We start from the raw sequence: 19,761 nt of genomic DNA on the forward strand, positions 1-19,761 counted from the left end.
AACACTGCTGATTAATCCCTATAAGAATACTGAATATTTATTGACAATCAAAACGATGCCACTTACTATCTATTTAATAAATTGTTATCATTTTGTAATAATGAACTTCAACAAATACTTTGTGAGGAGTATGAACATGAGTGCCTCATTACAATTAAACGGATCAAACTTGAAGATGGAGGATATAGCTGCAGTATTGGCGGGGAAGATTTTCGAAGTGAACATAGTTAAACAAGACCGTCAAACCTCAGAGCGCTCATTCCTGCAGTCAGATATCCCAACAGAGTCGTATAGAGAACAGGAAGAGAGTTTCTTAGATTCATTAAGGGACTGGGTACAATCCGACGGCGAGTTATTGCCAAAAGAAGTAGGTCTCTTGAGTTTATATCTTCTATTGAATCATTCAGTTAAGCATAGTGATGTGCTAAGTGATGGATTGCTGGAAAGAGTTCTGTTTTTCGTGAATCAGCGGATTGAGCCTTGCTTACATAAAGAAAACAGAACTGAATTCTCTGTGATGAGTGAGCTGATCCTGATCCTTAATGGGGAAGAGGAATTGGTCTGTTATCATCAGGGACAATTCAAAGCGGTGGGGTCACTATTCCGGGAGATGAAGCTGTCCAAGCTTCAATTAACGCAGGAAGAGATAGAGTTGATTAGCAACCTGTGCTGTGTGTCTACAGCGATGTCTATTTACGCCGTAGCTGAGGCCTCCAGGTTGACGAAAACGGCAGATATTAATGTTGCCATGCACCTTGAAGCCATACGCGGGGAGACTGGAGCCTTTGATCGGCGCTTGCATGAACTTGGCAGACCGTATATTAGCCAGATCGAAGTCGCAGAGAACGTACGAAGAATTATTGCAGATAGTGAATTTACCACTGAACGAGGCCGTGAAGCATATGGTGGGGACAATGGCCCACGCTGTCAAGATGCCATCAGTATCCGGGCTGTGCCGCAAACGCATGGGGGAGTCAGAGATACGGTTAAGTGGCTGAAGGGGCAGCTTGACAAGGATATCAATGATATCGCGGAGCAGTCGAATCCATTGTTAGGGTACTTGCTGGATCTGATCATCGTCGGCTTAATAGATCTCGGCAATATTAGTGAAAGAAGAAGCTTCAGACTTTTGGACAGCAAAATGTCATATGGGCTGCCGATGAATCTTGTTGGAGAAAACCCAGGTTTCAATCATGGATTCCCGGTCATCCAGGCTGCGGCTACAGCTATATTGGCTGAAATGAAATTGCTGGCCCTGCCGAATACTGCTTTTTCAAAGATCGATCACAGCACCAAAAAATATGTATGTACGACGCTGGAATCTTCGCTGAAGATGCTCGATGCAATATCGCTGCTGAACAAGATTTTGGGGATCGAGATGTACATGTCTGCTCAAGGGATGGATCTTGCTAAGGGTAAGCTGGTGGACTTCGAGTTCGGAGTGGGATCGAAAGAAGCGCTTCATGTATTCAGAAACTTTGTGCAGACGGTAAAAGTGAACCGTTTTGCTTCTCCGGATATGGTTGCTGCGGAGAAAGTCGTCACAGATGGCATCGTGCTTCAGGCAGTAGAAGATATAGTCGGAAATTTAAAGTAAGGTGTGAGCCTATGAAGGATGCAAACTTATATATCGATGGTTATAGCTTAACTGTAGAGCATATTATTCAAGCTGTGCGTGGAGAATGGGAAAGTGTACGCCTTAAGGCAGAAGCAAAGGTAAGATGTGAGAGCAGCAGGGCGCAAGTATCTCGCTGGCTTGGATCGGATGCTCCTGTTGTTTATGGTGTGAATACGGGACTCGGCAATCTGAAGGATACGGCATTGTCGCCGGAAGAGCATCTGGATTGGAATAAAACGATCCCCTATCCACACGCTGTAGGTGTTGGGGAGTATCTGAATCCCGTCATAACTAGAGCATCTATGCTCATTCGTGCCAATGTGCTGAGCAGGGGTTACTCTGGAGTAAGACCCCAATTGATTGAGAGAATGCTGGAGATCTTTAACCATGGAATTGCTCCAGCGATTCGCGAGCTAGGCTCTACAGGCTTAAGTGATCTTGGCCCGTTAGCTCACAATGCTATGGTCGTTGGCGGATTGGAAGAAGCAGAGGTGTTCTATAAAGGCAGACACATGGCTGCTCAGGCTTGTTTTCAAGAACTGGACATGGCGGACGTGTTCCCTTTGGAATGTAAAGAAGTGCTATCGCAAATGAATGGTTCGACCATGACACAAGCGATCGCTATCTTTGCCTGTCACAATATGCAGCAATTGCTAGAGGTTGAAACAAAGATCGAAGCTATTCTGAATCACGACAGGCGTATCATTATCGATTCGAAAGAACGGGTGGATAGGGCTGTTGAGCAAGCCTTCGACATTATTCTGAACACTGTAAACTTCGAGAATAACATTACCTGTGACAATCCGCTTCTATTCGAAGTAGAGGATGGCTACGAAGCTGTAATGGGATGCAATTGCAGTAACACACAAGTAGGATATGTGATGGATCTGCTTAATTTTCTCATTGCCGATAAAGCGAACTATATTTTGGAATTCATAAACAGGCTGGACTTGGAAGAAGGCGGAAGGCTGAGTGCAACCCGCGAAGCTGCTTCAGCACGAGTCAGACTTATTCAATCCTTAAGCCTCCCTGCTAGCGCTGATTCGATCTCTACCAAGGCTAACCAGGAGGATCATGTCGAATTTAGTTTTGGGGCTGCAAGAAAGGCTCTTAAAGCATTGAATGCCTACCAATCACTCTTGTCATATCTGCTTGGTGCGGCTATCAAGACAGATGCGGTTCGTAAGGACGCTAGTAAGGTGCTGGAGGTATTCCCTGATCTGAATGTGAATAAGACGGGTTCCTCTGCCAATCTGGCTGCTGACATCAATCGTTATTTGGCTGAAAAATTCGATCTGGTTTCATTGATTTTAAAGACGGATGGAGATCGAAGCTTAGCTTCTGCCGAAAAGGCGATTTAATAAAAGTGATATCGTTCTAGATACAAATAACCCGTAAGGAACGAGAGTGGTTCTGTCCGTTCCTTACGGGTTATAGTATGCATTCATGTTATACAGTACGTTTCAGTGGCGTAGCGGCAGGCCGGATGACGTTCGTGTTAGTATCTTTTCTATGGAACAGCTTGCGCAGGAACGGAAGGACGAAGTAATCAAGGCCGATTTTACCAGCATTGGCGGCCGATACGATAATGATCACTTCCATGAGCAGCAATTGCACATTCGTGCTGACGGTGCCCGAGAGCAGGTAAGCAGCGTTCATAACCAGACCCATGAGAGCAGCGAATGTAGTGAATGTTCCCAGAATCAGTCCCAAACCAACCAAGAATTCACCAGCTGGTACCAGGAAGTTAAAGAAGTTCACGCCAGGTAGAGCAGCATGCTGGAGGAAACTTCCCCACCAAGCTTGGACGGTTGCGCCCTCGCCGGCACTCTTGGCAATAGCCCCCTTGATAAATCCCGAAGCATCGAATCCCCCGGTAAGCTTGTGCCATCCGGCAGTAAGCCATTCATATCCCAAATATACCCGTACTATAGTGAGCAGCAGCATTGCAGCTTTATTCGTTCTGAACCAGTTGTTAAACATATGTCTTCACTCCTTTTAGTGTGTGCTTTCTTGTCTGTATCGGATGATCATCTTCGATAGCTTTATAATAAGTGATTTATTTCACAATATGTGTGATAAATATCACAAAGTTCGAAGAAAATTTGATATCAAACTAAAATTGTGACTATTTTGTTTTGAAATGTGTCGAAGGGGATATAAGCGAGGGATCGTTACCGCTTTCAAATGGTTCTTGACAGAGTTTTTGCATAAAATTAACATACAGATATGAATGAAAAAGCTATCGTAGCCGTTATAGGCCGAATCCATCGCAGAAGTAATAGATTTATCGAAAAAGAATTGAAGAAGCATAATATTCACGGCATTGCTCCATCACATGGGGACATTCTGTTTCATCTGTATGGACAGGAGTCCATTACAATGAACCAGCTATCCTGCCTGATCGACAAGGACAAGTCTACGACTACAGCATTGATCGAGAAGTTAGTGCGTCTGGAATATGTGAAGAAGGAACAGGATACGCAGGACGGTCGTGTTTTCCGCTTATCCGTTACAGATAAGGGAAGAGCGCTGAAGCCGATTTTTGAAGCGGTATCCGATTCATTACTGGCTGCTGTGTATGAGGATTTTGCCCCGGAAGAGAAGGAGCAGTTGCTTCGATTGCTCGGGAAGATTAATATGTGAAAATGACTAAGACAGCCTGGTGGGAAGCCGGGCTGTTTTTAGTATATAAATTTTTCCGAACCCCGCAACCTTTTTCGAGAATCGCCGTCTAGAGTGTACCAATTGGGAAATAAATCATGACAACACAACCAGCAACCCAACACAATTCACGGAGGAATGAAGATGAAGAAACGACTTTTTAAACCACTGCTTTTAATGATGATGATCGCAATTTTTAGTTTAAACGTTACGGGTGCGGCCTTTGCCAAGAGTGGCGGGTCCAAGAATCCCCCTCAGAACGGCATAGATATTGCAACTGCAGTAAGTATGATCGTAAAAGGACTAGACCTGAACCTGAATGCCATCGATTTTATCAAAATGCCTGTGGCAAGCGACCACTATACAAAGGTTAAGGATAACGCTCCATATGCCAAGGATTTCATCAATGCTTATTACAATGGCGTGCAGCTTCCTAAGGACATCAATCCTTCCGCCAAAATCTCCAAGGAGTACTTTGCTGAGCTTTTGTACCAGGCTCTGAGCCATAAAGGTGAGTTTGTCTGGATTCAAACATTCCAAAAGGTAGCAGACGGAAATCAAATCAAAAAAGAATACATGAATAGCATTCAGAAACTGCTGATCGCCAAGATCGTTACGCTCGACAGCAAACAAAAATTTTATCCGAAGAACAGCATTAGCCGTGACGAAGCAACCAATATGATCAGCAAAACGGTGAAATTCATTAACAACAACAAACCAGTGCCTACACCTGCTCCAATCGATGTTACATTAACCACGGGCAAAGAGACGGATGCTGTCACTAAGGTTACACTTTCCGCTACGGCGCCAACAGGCGGTTATGGACTTGAAATCACGAGCATTCAATTCACGAAAGATCAGGCATTGATCAAATACAAACTGGTGAAGCCGGACCCGGGCAGCATGAGTGCCCAAGTCATCACCGAAATTAAAGCTGTAACTTACATTCCTTCGACATACAAACCTGTACTTCAGGCCAATAAATAATACGGATAATCGCATAAAAGCTTTATTAGCAACGGATGGACTCAATAGGAGCCATCCGTTGTTTTTGTATAAATGGTGAGGGGAATGAAAATTAAAGAAGCGAATATGGAGGATTCTGTAATAAACCCTCGAATATATAAGGGATATATGAATGATTAGCTAAGGAGGATATCATTATGGCTCTTCAGGCAGAAGCTCTTGTGGAAGAATGGCTGAACAAGAACGGGTATTTTACGATAAGAGGCATCAAGGAGAAGCTGAATGAGATTGATTTCCTCGCGGTACGGAGAAGTGACGAAGGCGAGTGGGAGTATGTCCATTGTGAAGTTCAGGTTAGTATGCGACCTGTGGCCTATATCAGCAAGCTGACCAAGCAGCAGATGGAGAAGCTAGGCGTAAAGTCGAAGACAAGTGCCAAACTGCGCAATTCTGAAAGTCTAAAGGATAGCGTAAAAGCCTGGGTAGAGATCAAGTATACCTCTGACAAAAAGAAGAAGCTGCGCAGCTCCGTGATGGATACCGACAAATGGCAATATTGGTTCGTACACGGAAGAGTGAAGGATCAGAATGAACTGGAGCAAATCAGCGGTGAGGGCGTGAAGCTGATAGCGATCAAGGATATTTTGCAGGAATTGACGGCTAATACGACGGAGCATAGTTTTTCTGCGGCTTCAGCGGGCGATTTGGTAGAGTTGATTAATTTGTTGAATGCGGAAGAATAGAGCAGTCCTGATATCCATTTCTACGTTCAGTTATCCCAATGAGTCTTTGCACCCAAAGGCGATGATTGAGATAGAGGACCAACTCTTATAAAGAAGATGTTGGTCTTTTTTGCGTCCATTGGTAACATGTAGGTAATATTTCTTATTAAAAAACCGCGTAATTCGACAAATAAATACAATTTTCTTATTTAATACCTTTACTATTTACAAAATTTTATTTAAGATTCAGTTATGTGTAATGGAATAGGAAATAATATGTAATGCATCTTTTCTTAATTTATTACATCAGATGATCATACATGATGGAGGAATGCACAAATGTTCACAATCGAATATAATGCAGCAAAAAACAGAGTTGTCGTTACCGCTCAAGAGGTTACATTGGACAATGCACAGCAATACATTGATGAGTTCACCGAGATTCTTAAAAAAGTAAAACCAGGCTTCACTGGTGTTACAATCCTGACTGGCGCTAAAGTATTGTCTCAAGAAGTAGCTAAAGAACTGGCACCTACCAGTGATCTGGCAACTCAAAAAGGCGTAGCTACTGACCGGAAATGGGCTTATGTAACAGGTTCTTCCATTTACAAAATGCAAATGAGACGTATCTTCGGTGACTTCGTAGAGTACTTCGAAACCGTTGAGGAAGCGGATGCTTACCTGAGCAAATAATCTCATTGGGATCATAAAGAACAGCTCACATCTTTACAGATGTGGGCTGTTTTTGTTTTGTGGTTCGTTTTACATGCTATAATTGGAAATATATTCGAACATTTAAGAACATAGGGAGGCCTACTTATCTATACTATTTTGCAAGAGCCAACCGGTAAAGCTTATGAAGCTGTCCTACAAATTTCCATGGAAGTGTGCGATGAGTTCATCCTGGTGAAGCGCGATCAGATGTCACTTGATCCAAGCGGGATTGAACTTCTGGAGCGGTTAAAGCCTTTTTTCAAAGAGCAAAGAAGAGACGATCATTGGCCAGGTACGCGGCTATTTGGTCATTATGCGGATATTTATTATTTTCAGTGTTGTGATGAAGCTACAGAGATTCTTCTTTCTTATACCACTGGTCTATACTCTTGGGTTCAGCCTAAGTTGCCTGATGACCTTTGTTTTCTGAGAGATGGGAAGCCGTGGCTAACGAATACTGCGCATGAAGAGCAAAGTTTTATAGATACTGATGTGGAAGAAGAACTGGTGAGACTAGAGCAAAGCGGATTGTTGATCCGTGACTTGTCCCTGTTCAATTGGAATTGGTAGACGTTCTGCAAAAAGAATAAATCACATCCAGAGCCTGCGGTTAACGCGGGCTTTTTGCTATTCCATTACTACCCTCAGACAGAAGGGCTGCGACATATTCCGCATACAGCACAGGAACCAGCCACGATACTGAAGAAGTTAAGAGGAGTTCTCATTGTAGTATCCGTTAAATTTTCCTAATTCATGTAATGGATTGAGATTGCCAGCGTATTAGCTTCTGTAAATCACTTGGCCGGGTGAATACTGCTGGAAAGGAGAGAGCAGAGGGATGCAAGAGCGCGCATTGCTACAATCTTTTAGTCAAATTAAGCAAGAAAACGATACAGCTATAGATAAAGACAGGTTATTCACAACGATTTTTGAAACCTACTATTCCAGGATATTCAACTATACTGCTTATCGCGTCAACTGCCGGTATACGGCCGAGGATTTGACCAGTCAAATCTTCGAGAAGACATTGTCCAAGCTGCATAGCTACTCCGGGGAAAAAGCACCGTTCGAAGTATGGCTGTTTGCCATTGCCAGAAACGTAGTAAACGATTACTACAGAAGTCAAAAGCGGAACCGCTTCTTCTCACTCGATGCCATCCGTGAACTGGTATCAACCAGACAAGCCCCGGATGAGCGCATGCTGGAAGGAGAACGCAGCAGCGGACTGAACCGTGCGCTGGATACGCTGGCGGCCAAGGAGCGGAATATCGTAGCCCTTAAATTCGGAGCGAATCTGAAGAATAAGGAAATTGCCAGCATCACAGGAATGTCCGAGAGCAATATCGGCGTGATCCTGTACCGCAGTATGCGGAAATTGAAATCGGAGATAGGGAGCGTGGAACAGCTGTGAATACCAAGGATACGGTACAGAGGTTCTCCAGAGACATCGATGAGGGTCTGCATCATAAAGAATCCGCTGAGTGGAACGGTTCTCCGGAGTATCTTGAGCTGCTGGACTTAAGCAAGGCGCTGGCTGGACAGGATTTCAGTGAAACTTCCGATAAGTCAGATGTTTTTGACATGGTACAGAACCGAATTAAGATGAAGGAGGCAGATCGAAAGATGAAGGTGAAAAATAGCATCAGACGCCCAGCGATAATCATGGCTTCCATTCTGGTTGCAGGTGCCCTTAGCGTAAGCTTTGTTAAGCCATCCTTTGCCCAGGAGCTGCTGGACAGAGTTCTGCAAAAGATCAATCTTGGCAACATTGTTGCCAGTCAATATGATCCGGCTCAGGAGCCGCCATTTCCAGAGAAGCTGAAGGGTAAGCTTTTTGACAAGGATGGAAATAAGATAGAATCGTATACAGAGAAGTTGGACGAGGTCTATACCGCTGAGGGTGAGCTTATCGTAGGCTTTGATGGTGATGAGCTGATTACGAAGAGTCAGCAGGAACAGCGGGATAAGGAACAAGCGGCCAGATTAGTGGTGGTGAAGGACCCGGCTGAACTGAATCAATACGCGCTTTTCACAGTAAAGCTCCCGAAATATTTGCCGGAAGGCTTCGCTTTTGACCATGGAGAATTTTCCAAGGATGAACATGGTGTTAACGGGAAATACCTTGATTTGATCTTTACCAGTGAGAAGAAGGGACAGAGGATCTGGATGCAGCAGCGTTTCTCCGATGAGGAGACGGCATACGAACGATCAAGCACAGCCAAGCTGGAGAAGGTCAGCGTAAGCGGTGTTGACGCCGTGATGTGGGACGATAGAAGTCTTGACTGGGAAGCAGATGGGGTATTATATAGCCTCTCAACCAAGGGGCTAGACCGGGCTGAGGTGCTGAAAATCGCTGATTCTATTCGTTGACCATGTGCTAATAGTACGAATGAGAAGATCTCCCATGTGGAGGTCTTTTTTTCGTTGGGGGTTATAAGTAGTGAGGAATTGTAAAGCTTAATAGATATATCGATCTATCCATATTAATTGGCATAACATAGAAACATAACTATTTCGACTAAGTGGATTAGATAGAATCAAGAAGTGGAGATAAGAATCCCTTTTAGGGATGTAATAGATAAGACGAACTTAAGATCCAACCGCATGGATCTGTCATTTCACTGTGGAATGCTTGGGTTTCCGTTCTGTCACGGTTACCACCTTTTCTAGAGTTTATTCTATTATCTTGGGTTGGATTTACCGTGTCTACTTTGATAGTTTGATTCAGACAAAACTCCAATGTAAATAAGGGCAATTTTGTACGTTAAATCGGATAAAACTGAGGAATGACGTAGATTAAGGGCAATTTTGTATGTTAAATCTTCAGTTTCCATGTCCATCACTACTTTTCACAAGAAATAAGGTGCAATAATGATCTTAATTCCCTTTTTATCCTCAAAAAGAAAAATATAAGGTGCAAAAATGCTCTTAATTGGGAATAGTCCGCCATTTATCATCTTTAAGAAATTTGGGACCACAGGGCAAGAAGCCCCAATCACGCTGAGGTGATACCGAATCTTATGTTTGAATCTTTTATTCGCTCTATATAGCATCACCTTCCTAAACCCACGCTTGTCATGCCCGTCTGCATATTGTGGTCAAGTCCCTCATAGACATGTACTAATCAATGCATTCAAAACAGGTTAAGGGGATGATGTCATGCGCCGGTTAACATGGGTACTCGCAATCATTATGAGCGTGGCCCTGGTGCTCACAGGGTGCGGGAAGAAGGATGCTGCGTCCGTAGTCAAGGATTTGAACGATGTAGCTGATAAGTTGGAGAGTAAGCAGGGAACCTATCAAGGCTCGGGCACGATGACGCTGTATACCGGCGAGCAGCCGCAGGAATACAAGGTGGAGGTCTGGTACAAGAATCCGTCCTATTACCGGATCAGCTTGTCCAATGTCCAGAAGGATATCACACAGATTGTGCTGCGCAATGATGAGGGCGTATTCGTATTGACGCCAAGCCTGAACAAGAGCTTCCGCTTCCAAAGCGACTGGCCGGATAATCAGGGGCAGGTCTACCTGTACCAAACGCTGGTGCGGGGCATTGTCTCCGATAACAACCGTCAATTCGTAGCCGATGGAGATAACTTCGTGTTTGAGGTGGCGGCGAATTATCAAAGCAGCGCACTGGTGCGCCAGAAGATCTGGCTGGATAAGAAGTCATATGCACCGAAGCAGGTGCAAGTGTCTGACTCGGAAGCCAAGGTTGTTGTGGATGTGAAGTTCGACAGCTTTACCTTTAATACGGACTTCACGAAGGATTCTTTCGATATGCAAAAGAATATGTCCAGCGGAACGCCAGCCAAGAGTACGGTGGCGGAGGTGGATGAGAACGGTAATCCGGTATCGGCACCGGAAAATGGAGAGGATACCCAGACACCGGTGGCTGCAGAGCTTGGCAGCTTCGGTATTGTGCAGCCGGACTACGTTCCTGAGGGTGTGAGCCTGAAGGATTCCAATAAAATCGAAGGCAGCAAGGATCAGTCGGTACTGCTCCGCTACGACGGCATTTATCAATATACGATTATGGAGGCTCGTCCGCTGGATCGTGCGGTAGCCCTCACCCCCGGTAGATTATGGGATATGGGCTTCACATTTGGTGTCCTGAGTGGTGACGATTTGCAGACGCTAACCTGGATGAATGACGGAATCGAGTACCGGATTACAAGCGCAAATCTGCCTGTTGATGAAATGGTTAAAGTTGCCGCTTCTATGCAGGAACAATCGGGTAAGTAATAGGAGTAGGCGGATATTGCGTATTGTGGGAACCATTCCTCTACAGCGCAGTATCCGTTTTTTCTTTATTCGCTGGTTAATTTGGGTATATTATTTTTAAGCCGCCAAGCTCGCTTGTGTTACATTGACAGTCACCTTCCGTTAGCATTACCATTACCAGTAAGACATTACTTAACAGATAACGTTTTACTACAACGTAAGAAGGTGACTTTGAAGTGCAAGCAAGCTATCGACCAACAGCAGCCGAGATCAATCTGGACGCTTTGCGCGCCAATTACGAAGCTTTCCGTACGGCTTTGCCGCCGGAGACCAAGTTTATGGGCTGTGTCAAAGCCAATGCGTACGGCCATGGAGCAGTGGAAATCACTCGGGAGCTGGAGACACTGGGTGCGGATTATGTCAGTGTAGCCTTTTTAGACGAGGCGCTTCAGTTGCGTCAAGCAGGGATAAAGCTTCCTATTCTGGTGCTTGGCTATACGCCTCCGGATGGAATCGCTGCTGCCTGGGAGAATAACATAACCGTGACGCTGTTCACGAAAGAGGTACTGGAGGCTATAGGACAGCTTCCTGTAGATCCGGAACATCGGCTGAAAGTACACATCAAGATGGATAGCGGGATGGGCAGGCTAGGGTTACTGCCGCCTGATGTACCTGCTTTTATCGCAGAAGTGCAGCTTGTGGCGCAAGCGGAGCTGGAAGGCATGTTTACCCATTTTGCCAAAGCGGATGAAGAAGACAAAAGCTATACAATGGAGCAGTACCGACGATTCACGGACGTGGCGGAAACGCTTCGGGAACAAGAAATTGATATCCCGATCATACATACGGGCAACAGTGCTACGGCCATTGATACACCTTATTTATCCACGAGCATGGTGCGTGTAGGCATCAGTTTGTACGGCTTCTATCCATCAACCGAGGTGAACCGGCAGCTGATCGATCTGCACCCGATTATGACGCTGAAGACGCAGGTAGTTTATGTAAAAAGCCTGCCGCCCTACTGGGGCATCAGCTACGGCACCCGTTACGTCACAGACAGCGAAGAGGTCATCGCAACACTGCCTGTGGGGTACGCAGATGGATATTCCCGCATGCTTACCGGCAAAGCGGAGGTGCTAATACGCGGCCGTCGGGTCCCAGTCGTCGGAACAATCTGCATGGACCAGTGTATGGTATCACTGAAATCTTTCGCTGAAGAAGCGGAACAAATCAAAGCAGGCGAGGAAGTTGTCCTCATCGGCCGGCAGGCTGGCGTGTCGATCACGGCAGACGAGCTGGCGCTCCACCTGGGAACCATTCACTATGAAGTTGTTTGCATGCTGGCACACCGTGTACCACGCGTGTATATACGCGAAGGTAGCACTCCATACCTGGTGAATGCTTTGCTGCAGCCATAATGCCCTAAAAGGTGACAATATAAAGGAAAATGATGGAAATGGATTAAATCGTAAACAACTATGTCTTGTATAGTCTATACGAACCACCATTTCTAGTTTATAATGGGATGCAGCATACTTGATATACTGACAGCATATATTCCTTGTATAAAATTCCTTGTATATTGCTAAACTGAAAGACAAGGGCAGAAGGTTTGTGGGGGTGGAAGAGAAGGTGGCCAATTTGCAGAACACCAAAAGAATCATGATCAGCTTGCCCGATCATCTCTTGCAGGAAGTGGATGGAATCGCTCAACTTGAGAATTCCAACCGGAGTGAATTGATCAGGCAGGCCATGAAACTGTACCTGAGTGAACGGAGAAAACGTGCCATCCGGGAGTCCATGCAGCGTGGCTACATGGAAATGGCCAAGATTAACTTGACCATGGCATGCGAGGCGTTCCTCGCGGAGGAAGATGCAGACAGCACTCTTGGCCGCTTAGTAAGCGGGGTGTAGACATTGATCGTGAAACGCGGCGACGTTTTTTTTGCCGATCTTTCGCCTGTAGTAGGTTCCGAACAGGGCGGAGTTCGGCCGGTTTTGATCATTCAGAACGATATTGGCAATCGCTTCAGCCCCACAGTAATTGTGGCGGCGATTACAGCACAAATTCAGAAAGCGAAATTGCCGACGCATGTGGAGATTGATGCGTCTGCTCATGGCTTTGACCGCGATTCGGTCATTCTGCTAGAGCAGGTTCGGACGATTGACAAACAACGCTTAACGGATAAGATCACCCACCTGGATGATGATACGATGAAAAAGGTGGATGATTCGCTGCAAATCAGCCTTGGCCTGATTGATTTCTAAGCAGAGTAAGGGATATTAACTGTATTTGAGAACAAAGGCGCACGGGATAACTCCCGGGCGCCTTTTTAGTCTTGGCGGCAAGGGGGGAATGGGACTTTCTCCGGCAGGGGAAAATGGAACTTGCGGCAGCGGGGTTCTCTTTAAATTTTAAATCTGTTATAATTGGACCGGACAGTCGGTTTAGGAGGGATTGGTAATCAAAGGACGTTCAGATGGAGAAGAAACGAAGAAACGGATTGTACAGAACGCGGCCAAGTTGTTTGTCCAGAAGGGCTACGGCGCGGTAACCATGAATGAGGTATGTGTGGCGGCAGGCGTCAGCAAGGGCAGCCTGTATCATCATTTTCCCAGCAAGGATGAATTATTCCTGTACGTGGTGGAAGAGGATACCGAGTTATGGCTCCAGAATTGGGATATCAAGCGGGCCGGGATCGCAGATCTTGAAGAACGCTTCTATGCCTATGCCGAGCATTGTGCCAATGACTTCCAGAACCCGCTGATCCGGGCACTGGAGGAATATGCAAGAATCAAAGATCATACTGCTGAAATCGAGAAACGGCTGTGGCATATGTATGACTATTCATTGCGGGCTTGCCGTGAACTGGTGAAGGAAGGGATAGATACGCATTACCTCAAGGCAGATAATCCTGAGGATATTGTCGTTATTCTCAGTGGCCTGCTGGAAGGTGTCGGAAAGGTGTCGGACATTTCGCGCTTGCCGATGGGGCTGGAGGAAATTAAAGAATATTATCGAAAATCGCTCAGACTGTTGCTTCAGGGAATACGTATCTAGTGAGAAGCGTAAGCTTTCTCATGTCTTGAATTAGACCGGGTGGTCGGTCTCTATTAGTCGGTCGTTTATTTTTATGGTATGGGATTGCCCGTACCAGCAGATATTTAGAACAGAGAAAATTAGGCTTCAATGAAAGCCTAGTCATATTATTCGAAACTGTGCAGGGAGCACACGGAGGTAAACCATGTCATTACTGCTTAGAAACCGGGGAGCTATACTGCTGGTTATGTTGACGATTTTTCTGACTTTTACCGGAATCGGTCTTGTCGTCCCTATTATGCCTACTTTTATGAATGAACTCAATATTAGCGGAAGTACAGTTGGACTACTGGTAGCGGCGTTCTCACTTAGCCAACTACTGCTATCTCCGATCGCAGGAAGGCTCTCCGATACAATGGGCCGGAAGAATATAATCGTGGTCGGGCTGATCGTCTTTGCCGTGTCAGAGCTAGTGTTTGGTCTGGCAAATATGTCCTGGATGCTGTTCATCTCCAGAATGCTGGGCGGAGCGGGAGCGGCCCTGATCATGCCTGCAGTTATGGCTTATGTTGCAGATACAACTTCCTTAGAGGAACGGGCCAGAGGAATGGGCCTGATCAATGCAGCTATCTCCACTGGTTTTATTATTGGACCGGGGATTGGCGGTTATCTTGCCGAGTTCGGCATCCGCGCGCCGTTCTTCGTGGCTGCCATCGCGGCAGGACTTATTGCTGTGGTGACGTTCGCAGTGCTGCCGGAATCCCTTTCGGTGGAGCAACGCAAAGAAGCTAAAGCTTCTGGAGCAAACCAGGAAAACCTGTTCATCCAGCTTGTGCAGTCTTATCGCCAGCCTTATTTCTTCAGTCTGGTTATTGTATTCGTACTCGCTTTCGGCCTCGCCAATTATGAGACTGTATTCGGACTGTTCGTGGATCATAAGTTCGGATTTACGCCAAAGGATATTGCTTTTGTCATTACTTTTGGTTCCATTGCCGGTGCAGTGGTTCAGGTATCGGCCTTTGGCTGGATTCTGAATCGCTTCGGAGAGAACAGAGTTATCGCTATTTGTCTTTTGGCCTCGGCCGTATTTATACTGTTGACGGTATTTGTGAACAGCTACTGGGCGATTATTACAGTTACCTTTATCGTATTCTTGGCCATGGATATCCTGCGACCTGCGGTCAGCACGCAATTGTCCAAGATGGCCGGGGATTCACAAGGGTTTGTCGCCGGTATGAACTCGGCATATACCAGTCTCGGAAATATCGCCGGACCGATCGTAGCCGGTTATCTGTTTGATATTAACATTAACTTTCCATACGCTGTGGCAGCACTTGTGCTCGCCGTATCCTTTATCCTGTCCGTTGGCTCCAGTAAACGGGGCATCGGACGTCAGCAGACGTAATATAATTTTCTTGTCATGATGCCCACGCTGGCACCGCTCCATGTATCTCGGAGCCGTGTCCGGCGTGGGCATTTGGGTACCAGGACGAATCTGTGATACTATTTTAACAAGAAGGTTGTACAGAATTGCGAGGCGGAAAGAGGGATTGTATTGACTGCAGAGAACATGAATGCTGAAGCCGTAGCAGATGAAGCGGCTGCCCAGCGCGAGCAGGAAACGATTATTCTGGCGATTGCCAAGGAACTGAGCATTGCGCCCAAGCAAGTGCGGACCACAGTAGGATTATTGGATGAGGGCAACACGATTCCCTTTATTGCAAGATACCGGAAGGAAATGACGGGAGAGCTGGACGAGAACGCGCTGCGCGACATCGAGGAGCGTCTCGGTTATTTGCGTAACTTGAGCGATCGGAAGAAAGATGTGCTCCGTAGCATTGATGAGCAAGGAAAGCTAACCCCGGAGCTGCGGGAGCAAATCGCTAAGGCGGTTAAGCTTCAGGAGGTGGAGGATCTGTACCGCCCCTTCCGCCAGAAGCGGAAGACCCGGGCCAGCGTGGCCAAGGAGAAGGGACTGGAGCCGCTGGCAGAATGGATCTTCGGGCAGCCGAGACAAGGCAGCCCTGAGGCAGAAGCAGCCCGCTACATCGATGCCGAGAAGGGCGTAGAGACGGCTGAGGCAGCGCTGCAGGGCGCGATGGATATCATCGCCGAGAATATCGCCGATGATCCGGCTATTCGCTCCTGGGTGCGCCAGTATACGGCCAGCCAGGGAATTCTGGTCTCGGAAGCCAAGGATGCCGAGCAGGAATCTGTGTATGAGAACTACTACAGCTATCGTGAGCCGGTACATAAGATGCCGCCGCACCGTATTCTCGCCATCAACCGCGGGGAGCGGGAGAGTGTGCTCAAGGTGGGCATTGAGGTTGTGGCAGACAAGATCCATACCTTCATCGGACGCAAGGTCATCAAGGGACCCTCTCCGGTCAAGGAACTGCTGGAGACGGTTATCGAAGATGCTTATAAGCGTCTGATTGCTCCATCTGTAGAGCGTGAGGTGCGCGGGGAAATGACCGAGAAGGGGGAGAATCAGGCGATCTCGATCTTCTCTGGCAATCTGCGGAGCCTGCTGCTACAGCCGCCGGTCAAGGGCCGCTGTGTTCTCGGCGTGGACCCCGCCTACCGCACTGGCTGCAAGCTGGCCGTCGTGGACGACACCGGCAAGCTGCTGGAAGTGGCGGTGACCTATCCGACACCGCCGAACAACAAAAAGCGCGAAGCCGCTGCCAAGTTCAAGGAGCTAATCGCCAAGTATGGCATCCAGCTCATCGTGATCGGCAACGGGACCGGCTCCCGCGAGACGGAGCAGTTCACGGCCGAGGTCATTGCCGAGATCGGCAATCCCGACCTGGCCTACCTGATCGTCAATGAAGCGGGAGCCAGTGTCTACTCCGCCTCCAAGCTGGCGCAGGAGGAGTTCCCGGACCTTGATGTGGCGGAGCGCAGCGCCGCATCGATTGCCCGCCGCGTGCAGGACCCGCTCGCGGAGCTGGTCAAGATCGACCCCAAGGCGATCGGGGTCGGGCAATACCAGCATGATGTCTCGCAGAAGCATCTGGAAGAGAGCCTCAAGGCCGTCGTGGAATCGGCCGTTAACCATGTCGGCGTTGACGTGAATACAGCGTCGCCGTCGCTATTGTCCTACGTCTCCGGCGTCAATGCGACGATTGCGAAGAACATCGTCAAGTACCGCGAGGAGAACGGCAAGTTCACTGCGCGGAAGCAGCTGCAGAAGGTGCCGCGCCTCGGCGCGAAATCCTATGAGCAGTGCATCGGATTCCTGCGGATTCCGGGCGGGGACAACACCCTTGACCGGACACCGATCCACCCCGAGTCCTACGCAGTGGTGGATCGATTGTTCAAGACGCTCGGACTGGATGTAGCAAGTCTCGGCAGCAAGGAAGTGGCTGCTGAGCTGGCGGCCCAGCAGCCGGAGGAGCTGGCTGTCAAGCTTGATGTCGGCGTGCCGACCCTACGTGACATCCTGGAGAGTCTCCAGCGTCCGGGTCGTGACCCGCGCGAGGAGCTGCCACTGCCGATCTTCCGCACCGATGTGCTGAAGATCGAGGACCTGGCGCCCGGCATGGAAATGCAGGGCACCGTCCGCAACGTTATCGATTTCGGCGCTTTCGTCGACATCGGGATCAAGAACGACGGGCTGGTCCATATTTCCCAGCTCAGCGGCAGCTTCGTGAAGCATCCTATGGACGTAGTGTCCGTCGGGGATAACGTGACGGTCTGGGTCATGGGTGTGGACCTTAAGAAAGGCCGGGTTAGCCTGACGATGCGCCCCCCGCGTACAGAAAACTAGGCATGACATAATGAATACAGTAAAGCTATCTGCATGGTTACAACTTGCAGGTAGCTTTTTTTTGTATAATGAGGTATACAATCAGAGACGGTTCTTGACAGCAACAACAGCTAGGAGCAGTGAACACGAGTGGGAGTGAATACAGTGAAACGAATTACGATACTGATCGCGGATGATGAAGCAGAAATCGCCGATCTGGTCGAACTGCACCTGACCAAAGAGGGATACCATATTATCAAAGCTTTTAATGGCAGGGAGGCGGTGCAGGCTGTTCAGACCCAGACGGTGGACCTGGCGATTCTGGATATTATGATGCCGGAGATGGATGGCTATGAGGTCACCCGGCAGATCCGAGAGAAGCACCATATGCCGATTATTTTTCTGAGTGCCAAGACCTCTGATCTCGATAAAATTACAGGACTGGTTATCGGGGCAGATGATTATATGACAAAACCGTTCAATCCGATGGAACTGGTGGCCCGTGTGAATTCACAGCTGCGCCGGTCCATGCAGTTCAGCCAGCCGGCAGCTGCGGCCAGCACGATTCTGGAAGCGGGAGGACTTAGCATTAATGCCGACCAGCATACGGTGATGCTGTACGGACAAGCCATCGATCTCACGCCGAAGGAGTTCGATATCCTGTATTTGCTGGCCAGCCATCCGAAGCAAGTGTTCAGCTCGGAAAATATTTTTCAGCAGGTATGGGGGGAAGCGTATTACGAAGGCGCCAATACGGTGATGGTTCATATCCGTACGCTGCGCAAGAAGCTCGGCGAGGACATGAACAAGAGCAAATTTATTAAGACGATCTGGGGCGTGGGGTACACGTTCAATGGATAGAGGGCTACGCAGTTTTCGGACGAGAATGATCATGTTCCTGGGACTCAGCATGCTTCTGTCCGGCAGCATTACTTATGTCATTTACAGGCTTCTTCAGATGTATTATTCCGGAGTGAAACGTGAAGATACCTTGGCCCATTACCGCCATATCATGTCTAGCATTGGGGATATTTACTTTTTCCTGCTGATCTTTATTCCGCTCGCGATCTTCTTCTTCTACCTCTTCACGAAGCCGTATGCTTCCTACTTTAATGAAATCACCAAAGGCATTCACCATCTGGCGAGCGGCCATTTCGAGCATCGGGTCAATATCTCCTCCAGGGATGAGTTTCGGGAGATTGCCAGGGAACTGAATCTGGCCAGTGAGAAGCTGCAGAAGGCAGTGGAACGGGGGGATTTTGCGGAGAGCAGCAAGGATCAGCTCATCGTGAATTTGGCCCATGATCTGCGCACACCGCTTACATCGGTTCTGGGTTACCTGGACTGGATTCTGAAGGGAAACGAACTGACGGAAGAGCAGATCAGACATTTTACCGAGATTGCTTATACCAAATCCCAGCGGCTGGAGAAGCTTATTGATGAGCTGTTCGAGATTACCCGAATGAACTATGGGATGCTGCCCCTGCAGAAGAATCAACTGGATCTCAGTGGTCTGTTGATGCAGCTAAGCGAGGAAATGTATCCGGTCTTCGAAAAGAACCATCTCAGTGCCAGACTGAACATCGTGCCTAAGCTGGAGATTCAGGGTGATGGAGAGCTACTGGCCCGTGTTTTTGAGAATCTGCTCAGCAATGCAGCCCGGTATGGAAAAGATGGACAGTTCGTTGATATCAACAGCTTCCCGGAAAGCGGCGAGATCGTCATTCAGGTGTTGAATTACGGCGGATATATCACACCCGACAAATTGCCGCATATCTTCGAGATGTATTACACCAGCGATCAGTCACGCAGTCAACACGAAGGTGGAACAGGTCTGGGTCTGTTTATTGCCAAAAATATCGTCGAGCAGCATCAGGGCACCATCACCGTAGAGAGCAACGTGGTCCGTACCTGCTTTGAAGTGAGATTGCCGCAGGAGAAGGATCAGGCTTAACGAACTCTGAAGAAATGAGAAGTTCAACCTTTCTAATTTAAGGAAAACTTTATATTTTGCCCCGCTTTTTTTTAAACAGTGGTCTCTATTCTGAAGGTAAGAGCAATC

Annotated in this window: 19 protein-coding genes; 18 read left to right on the forward strand and 1 reads right to left on the reverse strand. The window is 47.6% G+C overall.

What is annotated here, in order from left to right; genetic code table 11:
* Window positions 1–136: 136 nt before the first annotated feature.
* Both AC3Y23_RS20215 and AC3Y23_RS20220 read left to right on the forward strand, forming a co-directional pair.
* Window positions 137–1,597: an aromatic amino acid lyase gene (locus AC3Y23_RS20215; protein ID WP_379202312.1), complete on the forward strand. Its 1,461-nt coding sequence runs from the start codon at window positions 137–139 to the stop codon at window positions 1,595–1,597.
* Between the two features lie 11 nt (window positions 1,598–1,608).
* Window positions 1,609–2,979 carry an aromatic amino acid lyase gene (locus AC3Y23_RS20220; protein WP_379202314.1) on the forward strand — a complete coding sequence of 457 codons (1,371 nt, stop codon included), beginning with the start codon at window positions 1,609–1,611 and terminating at the stop codon, window positions 2,977–2,979.
* Window positions 2,980–3,067: 88 nt separating this feature from the next.
* On the opposite strand, the gene AC3Y23_RS20225 is transcribed toward AC3Y23_RS20220, so the two are convergent.
* Window positions 3,068–3,601, reverse strand: a complete 534-nt coding sequence (locus AC3Y23_RS20225) for a DoxX family protein (RefSeq protein WP_379202316.1) — start codon at window positions 3,599–3,601, stop codon at window positions 3,068–3,070.
* A gap of 246 nt (window positions 3,602–3,847) precedes the next feature.
* On the opposite strand from AC3Y23_RS20225, the gene AC3Y23_RS20230 reads away from it, so the two are divergent.
* The 16 genes from AC3Y23_RS20230 (at window position 3,848) to AC3Y23_RS20305 (ending at window position 19,653) form a co-directional block, all read left to right on the forward strand.
* Window positions 3,848–4,264 carry a MarR family winged helix-turn-helix transcriptional regulator gene (locus AC3Y23_RS20230; protein ID WP_379202318.1) on the forward strand — a complete coding sequence of 139 codons (417 nt, stop codon included), beginning with the start codon at window positions 3,848–3,850 and terminating at the stop codon, window positions 4,262–4,264.
* Between the two features lie 162 nt (window positions 4,265–4,426).
* Window positions 4,427–5,269, forward strand: a complete 843-nt coding sequence (locus AC3Y23_RS20235; RefSeq protein WP_379202320.1) for a protease complex subunit PrcB family protein — start codon at window positions 4,427–4,429, stop codon at window positions 5,267–5,269.
* 176 nt (window positions 5,270–5,445) lie between these two features.
* Entirely contained in the window at window positions 5,446–5,991 is a 546-nt protein-coding gene (locus tag AC3Y23_RS20240) for a hypothetical protein (protein ID WP_379202322.1), read from the forward strand.
* 318 nt (window positions 5,992–6,309) lie between these two features.
* Entirely contained in the window at window positions 6,310–6,663 is a 354-nt protein-coding gene (locus AC3Y23_RS20245) for a hypothetical protein (protein ID WP_379202324.1), read from the forward strand.
* Window positions 6,664–6,801: 138 nt separating this feature from the next.
* Window positions 6,802–7,254, forward strand: coding sequence for a hypothetical protein (locus AC3Y23_RS20250; RefSeq protein ID WP_379202326.1), 453 nt, complete (start codon window positions 6,802–6,804; stop codon window positions 7,252–7,254).
* 268 nt (window positions 7,255–7,522) lie between these two features.
* Window positions 7,523–8,095 carry a sigma-70 family RNA polymerase sigma factor gene (locus AC3Y23_RS20255; RefSeq protein ID WP_379202328.1) on the forward strand — a complete coding sequence of 191 codons (573 nt, stop codon included), beginning with the start codon at window positions 7,523–7,525 and terminating at the stop codon, window positions 8,093–8,095.
* Entirely contained in the window at window positions 8,092–9,054 is a 963-nt protein-coding gene (locus AC3Y23_RS20260; protein ID WP_379202330.1) for a DUF4367 domain-containing protein, read from the forward strand. Before AC3Y23_RS20255 ends, AC3Y23_RS20260 begins: the two co-directional genes overlap by 4 nt.
* Before the next feature lie 789 nt (window positions 9,055–9,843).
* Window positions 9,844–10,929, forward strand: coding sequence for a LolA family protein (locus AC3Y23_RS20265; protein WP_379202332.1), 1,086 nt, complete (start codon window positions 9,844–9,846; stop codon window positions 10,927–10,929).
* A 215-nt stretch (window positions 10,930–11,144) separates the two neighbouring features.
* Entirely contained in the window at window positions 11,145–12,326 is a 1,182-nt protein-coding gene (alr, locus tag AC3Y23_RS20270) for an alanine racemase (protein WP_379202334.1), read from the forward strand.
* 214 nt (window positions 12,327–12,540) lie between these two features.
* Entirely contained in the window at window positions 12,541–12,822 is a 282-nt protein-coding gene (locus AC3Y23_RS20275) for a CopG family ribbon-helix-helix protein (protein WP_066367449.1), read from the forward strand.
* Between the two features lie 3 nt (window positions 12,823–12,825).
* Window positions 12,826–13,176, forward strand: coding sequence for a type II toxin-antitoxin system PemK/MazF family toxin (locus tag AC3Y23_RS20280; protein WP_066367250.1), 351 nt, complete (start codon window positions 12,826–12,828; stop codon window positions 13,174–13,176).
* Window positions 13,177–13,366: 190 nt separating this feature from the next.
* Window positions 13,367–13,969, forward strand: coding sequence for a TetR/AcrR family transcriptional regulator (locus tag AC3Y23_RS20285; RefSeq protein WP_379202337.1), 603 nt, complete (start codon window positions 13,367–13,369; stop codon window positions 13,967–13,969).
* Window positions 13,970–14,153: 184 nt separating this feature from the next.
* A complete protein-coding gene (locus tag AC3Y23_RS20290) occupies window positions 14,154–15,353 on the forward strand; it encodes an MFS transporter (protein ID WP_379202339.1) in 1,200 nt (399 codons plus the stop codon).
* Between the two features lie 165 nt (window positions 15,354–15,518).
* Window positions 15,519–17,720 (forward strand): Tex family protein, encoded by a 2,202-nt coding sequence (locus AC3Y23_RS20295; protein ID WP_379202432.1) that lies wholly within the window; start codon window positions 15,519–15,521, stop codon window positions 17,718–17,720.
* 144 nt (window positions 17,721–17,864) lie between these two features.
* On the forward strand, window positions 17,865–18,560 hold the full coding sequence (locus AC3Y23_RS20300) for a response regulator transcription factor (RefSeq protein ID WP_379202341.1): 696 nt from the start codon (window positions 17,865–17,867) through the stop codon (window positions 18,558–18,560).
* Window positions 18,553–19,653: a HAMP domain-containing sensor histidine kinase gene (locus tag AC3Y23_RS20305; RefSeq protein ID WP_379202343.1), complete on the forward strand. Its 1,101-nt coding sequence runs from the start codon at window positions 18,553–18,555 to the stop codon at window positions 19,651–19,653. Before AC3Y23_RS20300 ends, AC3Y23_RS20305 begins: the two co-directional genes overlap by 8 nt.
* Window positions 19,654–19,761 lie beyond the last annotated feature (108 nt).

The sequence above is a fragment of the Paenibacillus sp. MAHUQ-45 genome, from assembly GCF_058133325.1.

Coding starts and splice junctions, on each gene's coding strand:
- AC3Y23_RS20215 (WP_379202312.1), top strand. CDS start 137: ATGAGTGCCTCATTACAATTAAACGGATCAAACTTGAAGATGGAGGAT.
- AC3Y23_RS20220 (WP_379202314.1), top strand. CDS start 1,609: ATGAAGGATGCAAACTTATATATCGATGGTTATAGCTTAACTGTAGAG.
- AC3Y23_RS20225 (WP_379202316.1), bottom strand. CDS start 3,601: ATGTTTAACAACTGGTTCAGAACGAATAAAGCTGCAATGCTGCTGCTC.
- AC3Y23_RS20230 (WP_379202318.1), top strand. CDS start 3,848: ATGAATGAAAAAGCTATCGTAGCCGTTATAGGCCGAATCCATCGCAGA.
- AC3Y23_RS20235 (WP_379202320.1), top strand. CDS start 4,427: ATGAAGAAACGACTTTTTAAACCACTGCTTTTAATGATGATGATCGCA.
- AC3Y23_RS20240 (WP_379202322.1), top strand. CDS start 5,446: ATGGCTCTTCAGGCAGAAGCTCTTGTGGAAGAATGGCTGAACAAGAAC.
- AC3Y23_RS20245 (WP_379202324.1), top strand. CDS start 6,310: ATGTTCACAATCGAATATAATGCAGCAAAAAACAGAGTTGTCGTTACC.
- AC3Y23_RS20255 (WP_379202328.1), top strand. CDS start 7,523: ATGCAAGAGCGCGCATTGCTACAATCTTTTAGTCAAATTAAGCAAGAA.
- AC3Y23_RS20265 (WP_379202332.1), top strand. CDS start 9,844: ATGCGCCGGTTAACATGGGTACTCGCAATCATTATGAGCGTGGCCCTG.
- AC3Y23_RS20290 (WP_379202339.1), top strand. CDS start 14,154: ATGTCATTACTGCTTAGAAACCGGGGAGCTATACTGCTGGTTATGTTG.
- AC3Y23_RS20295 (WP_379202432.1), top strand. CDS start 15,519: ATGAATGCTGAAGCCGTAGCAGATGAAGCGGCTGCCCAGCGCGAGCAG.
- AC3Y23_RS20305 (WP_379202343.1), top strand. CDS start 18,553: ATGGATAGAGGGCTACGCAGTTTTCGGACGAGAATGATCATGTTCCTG.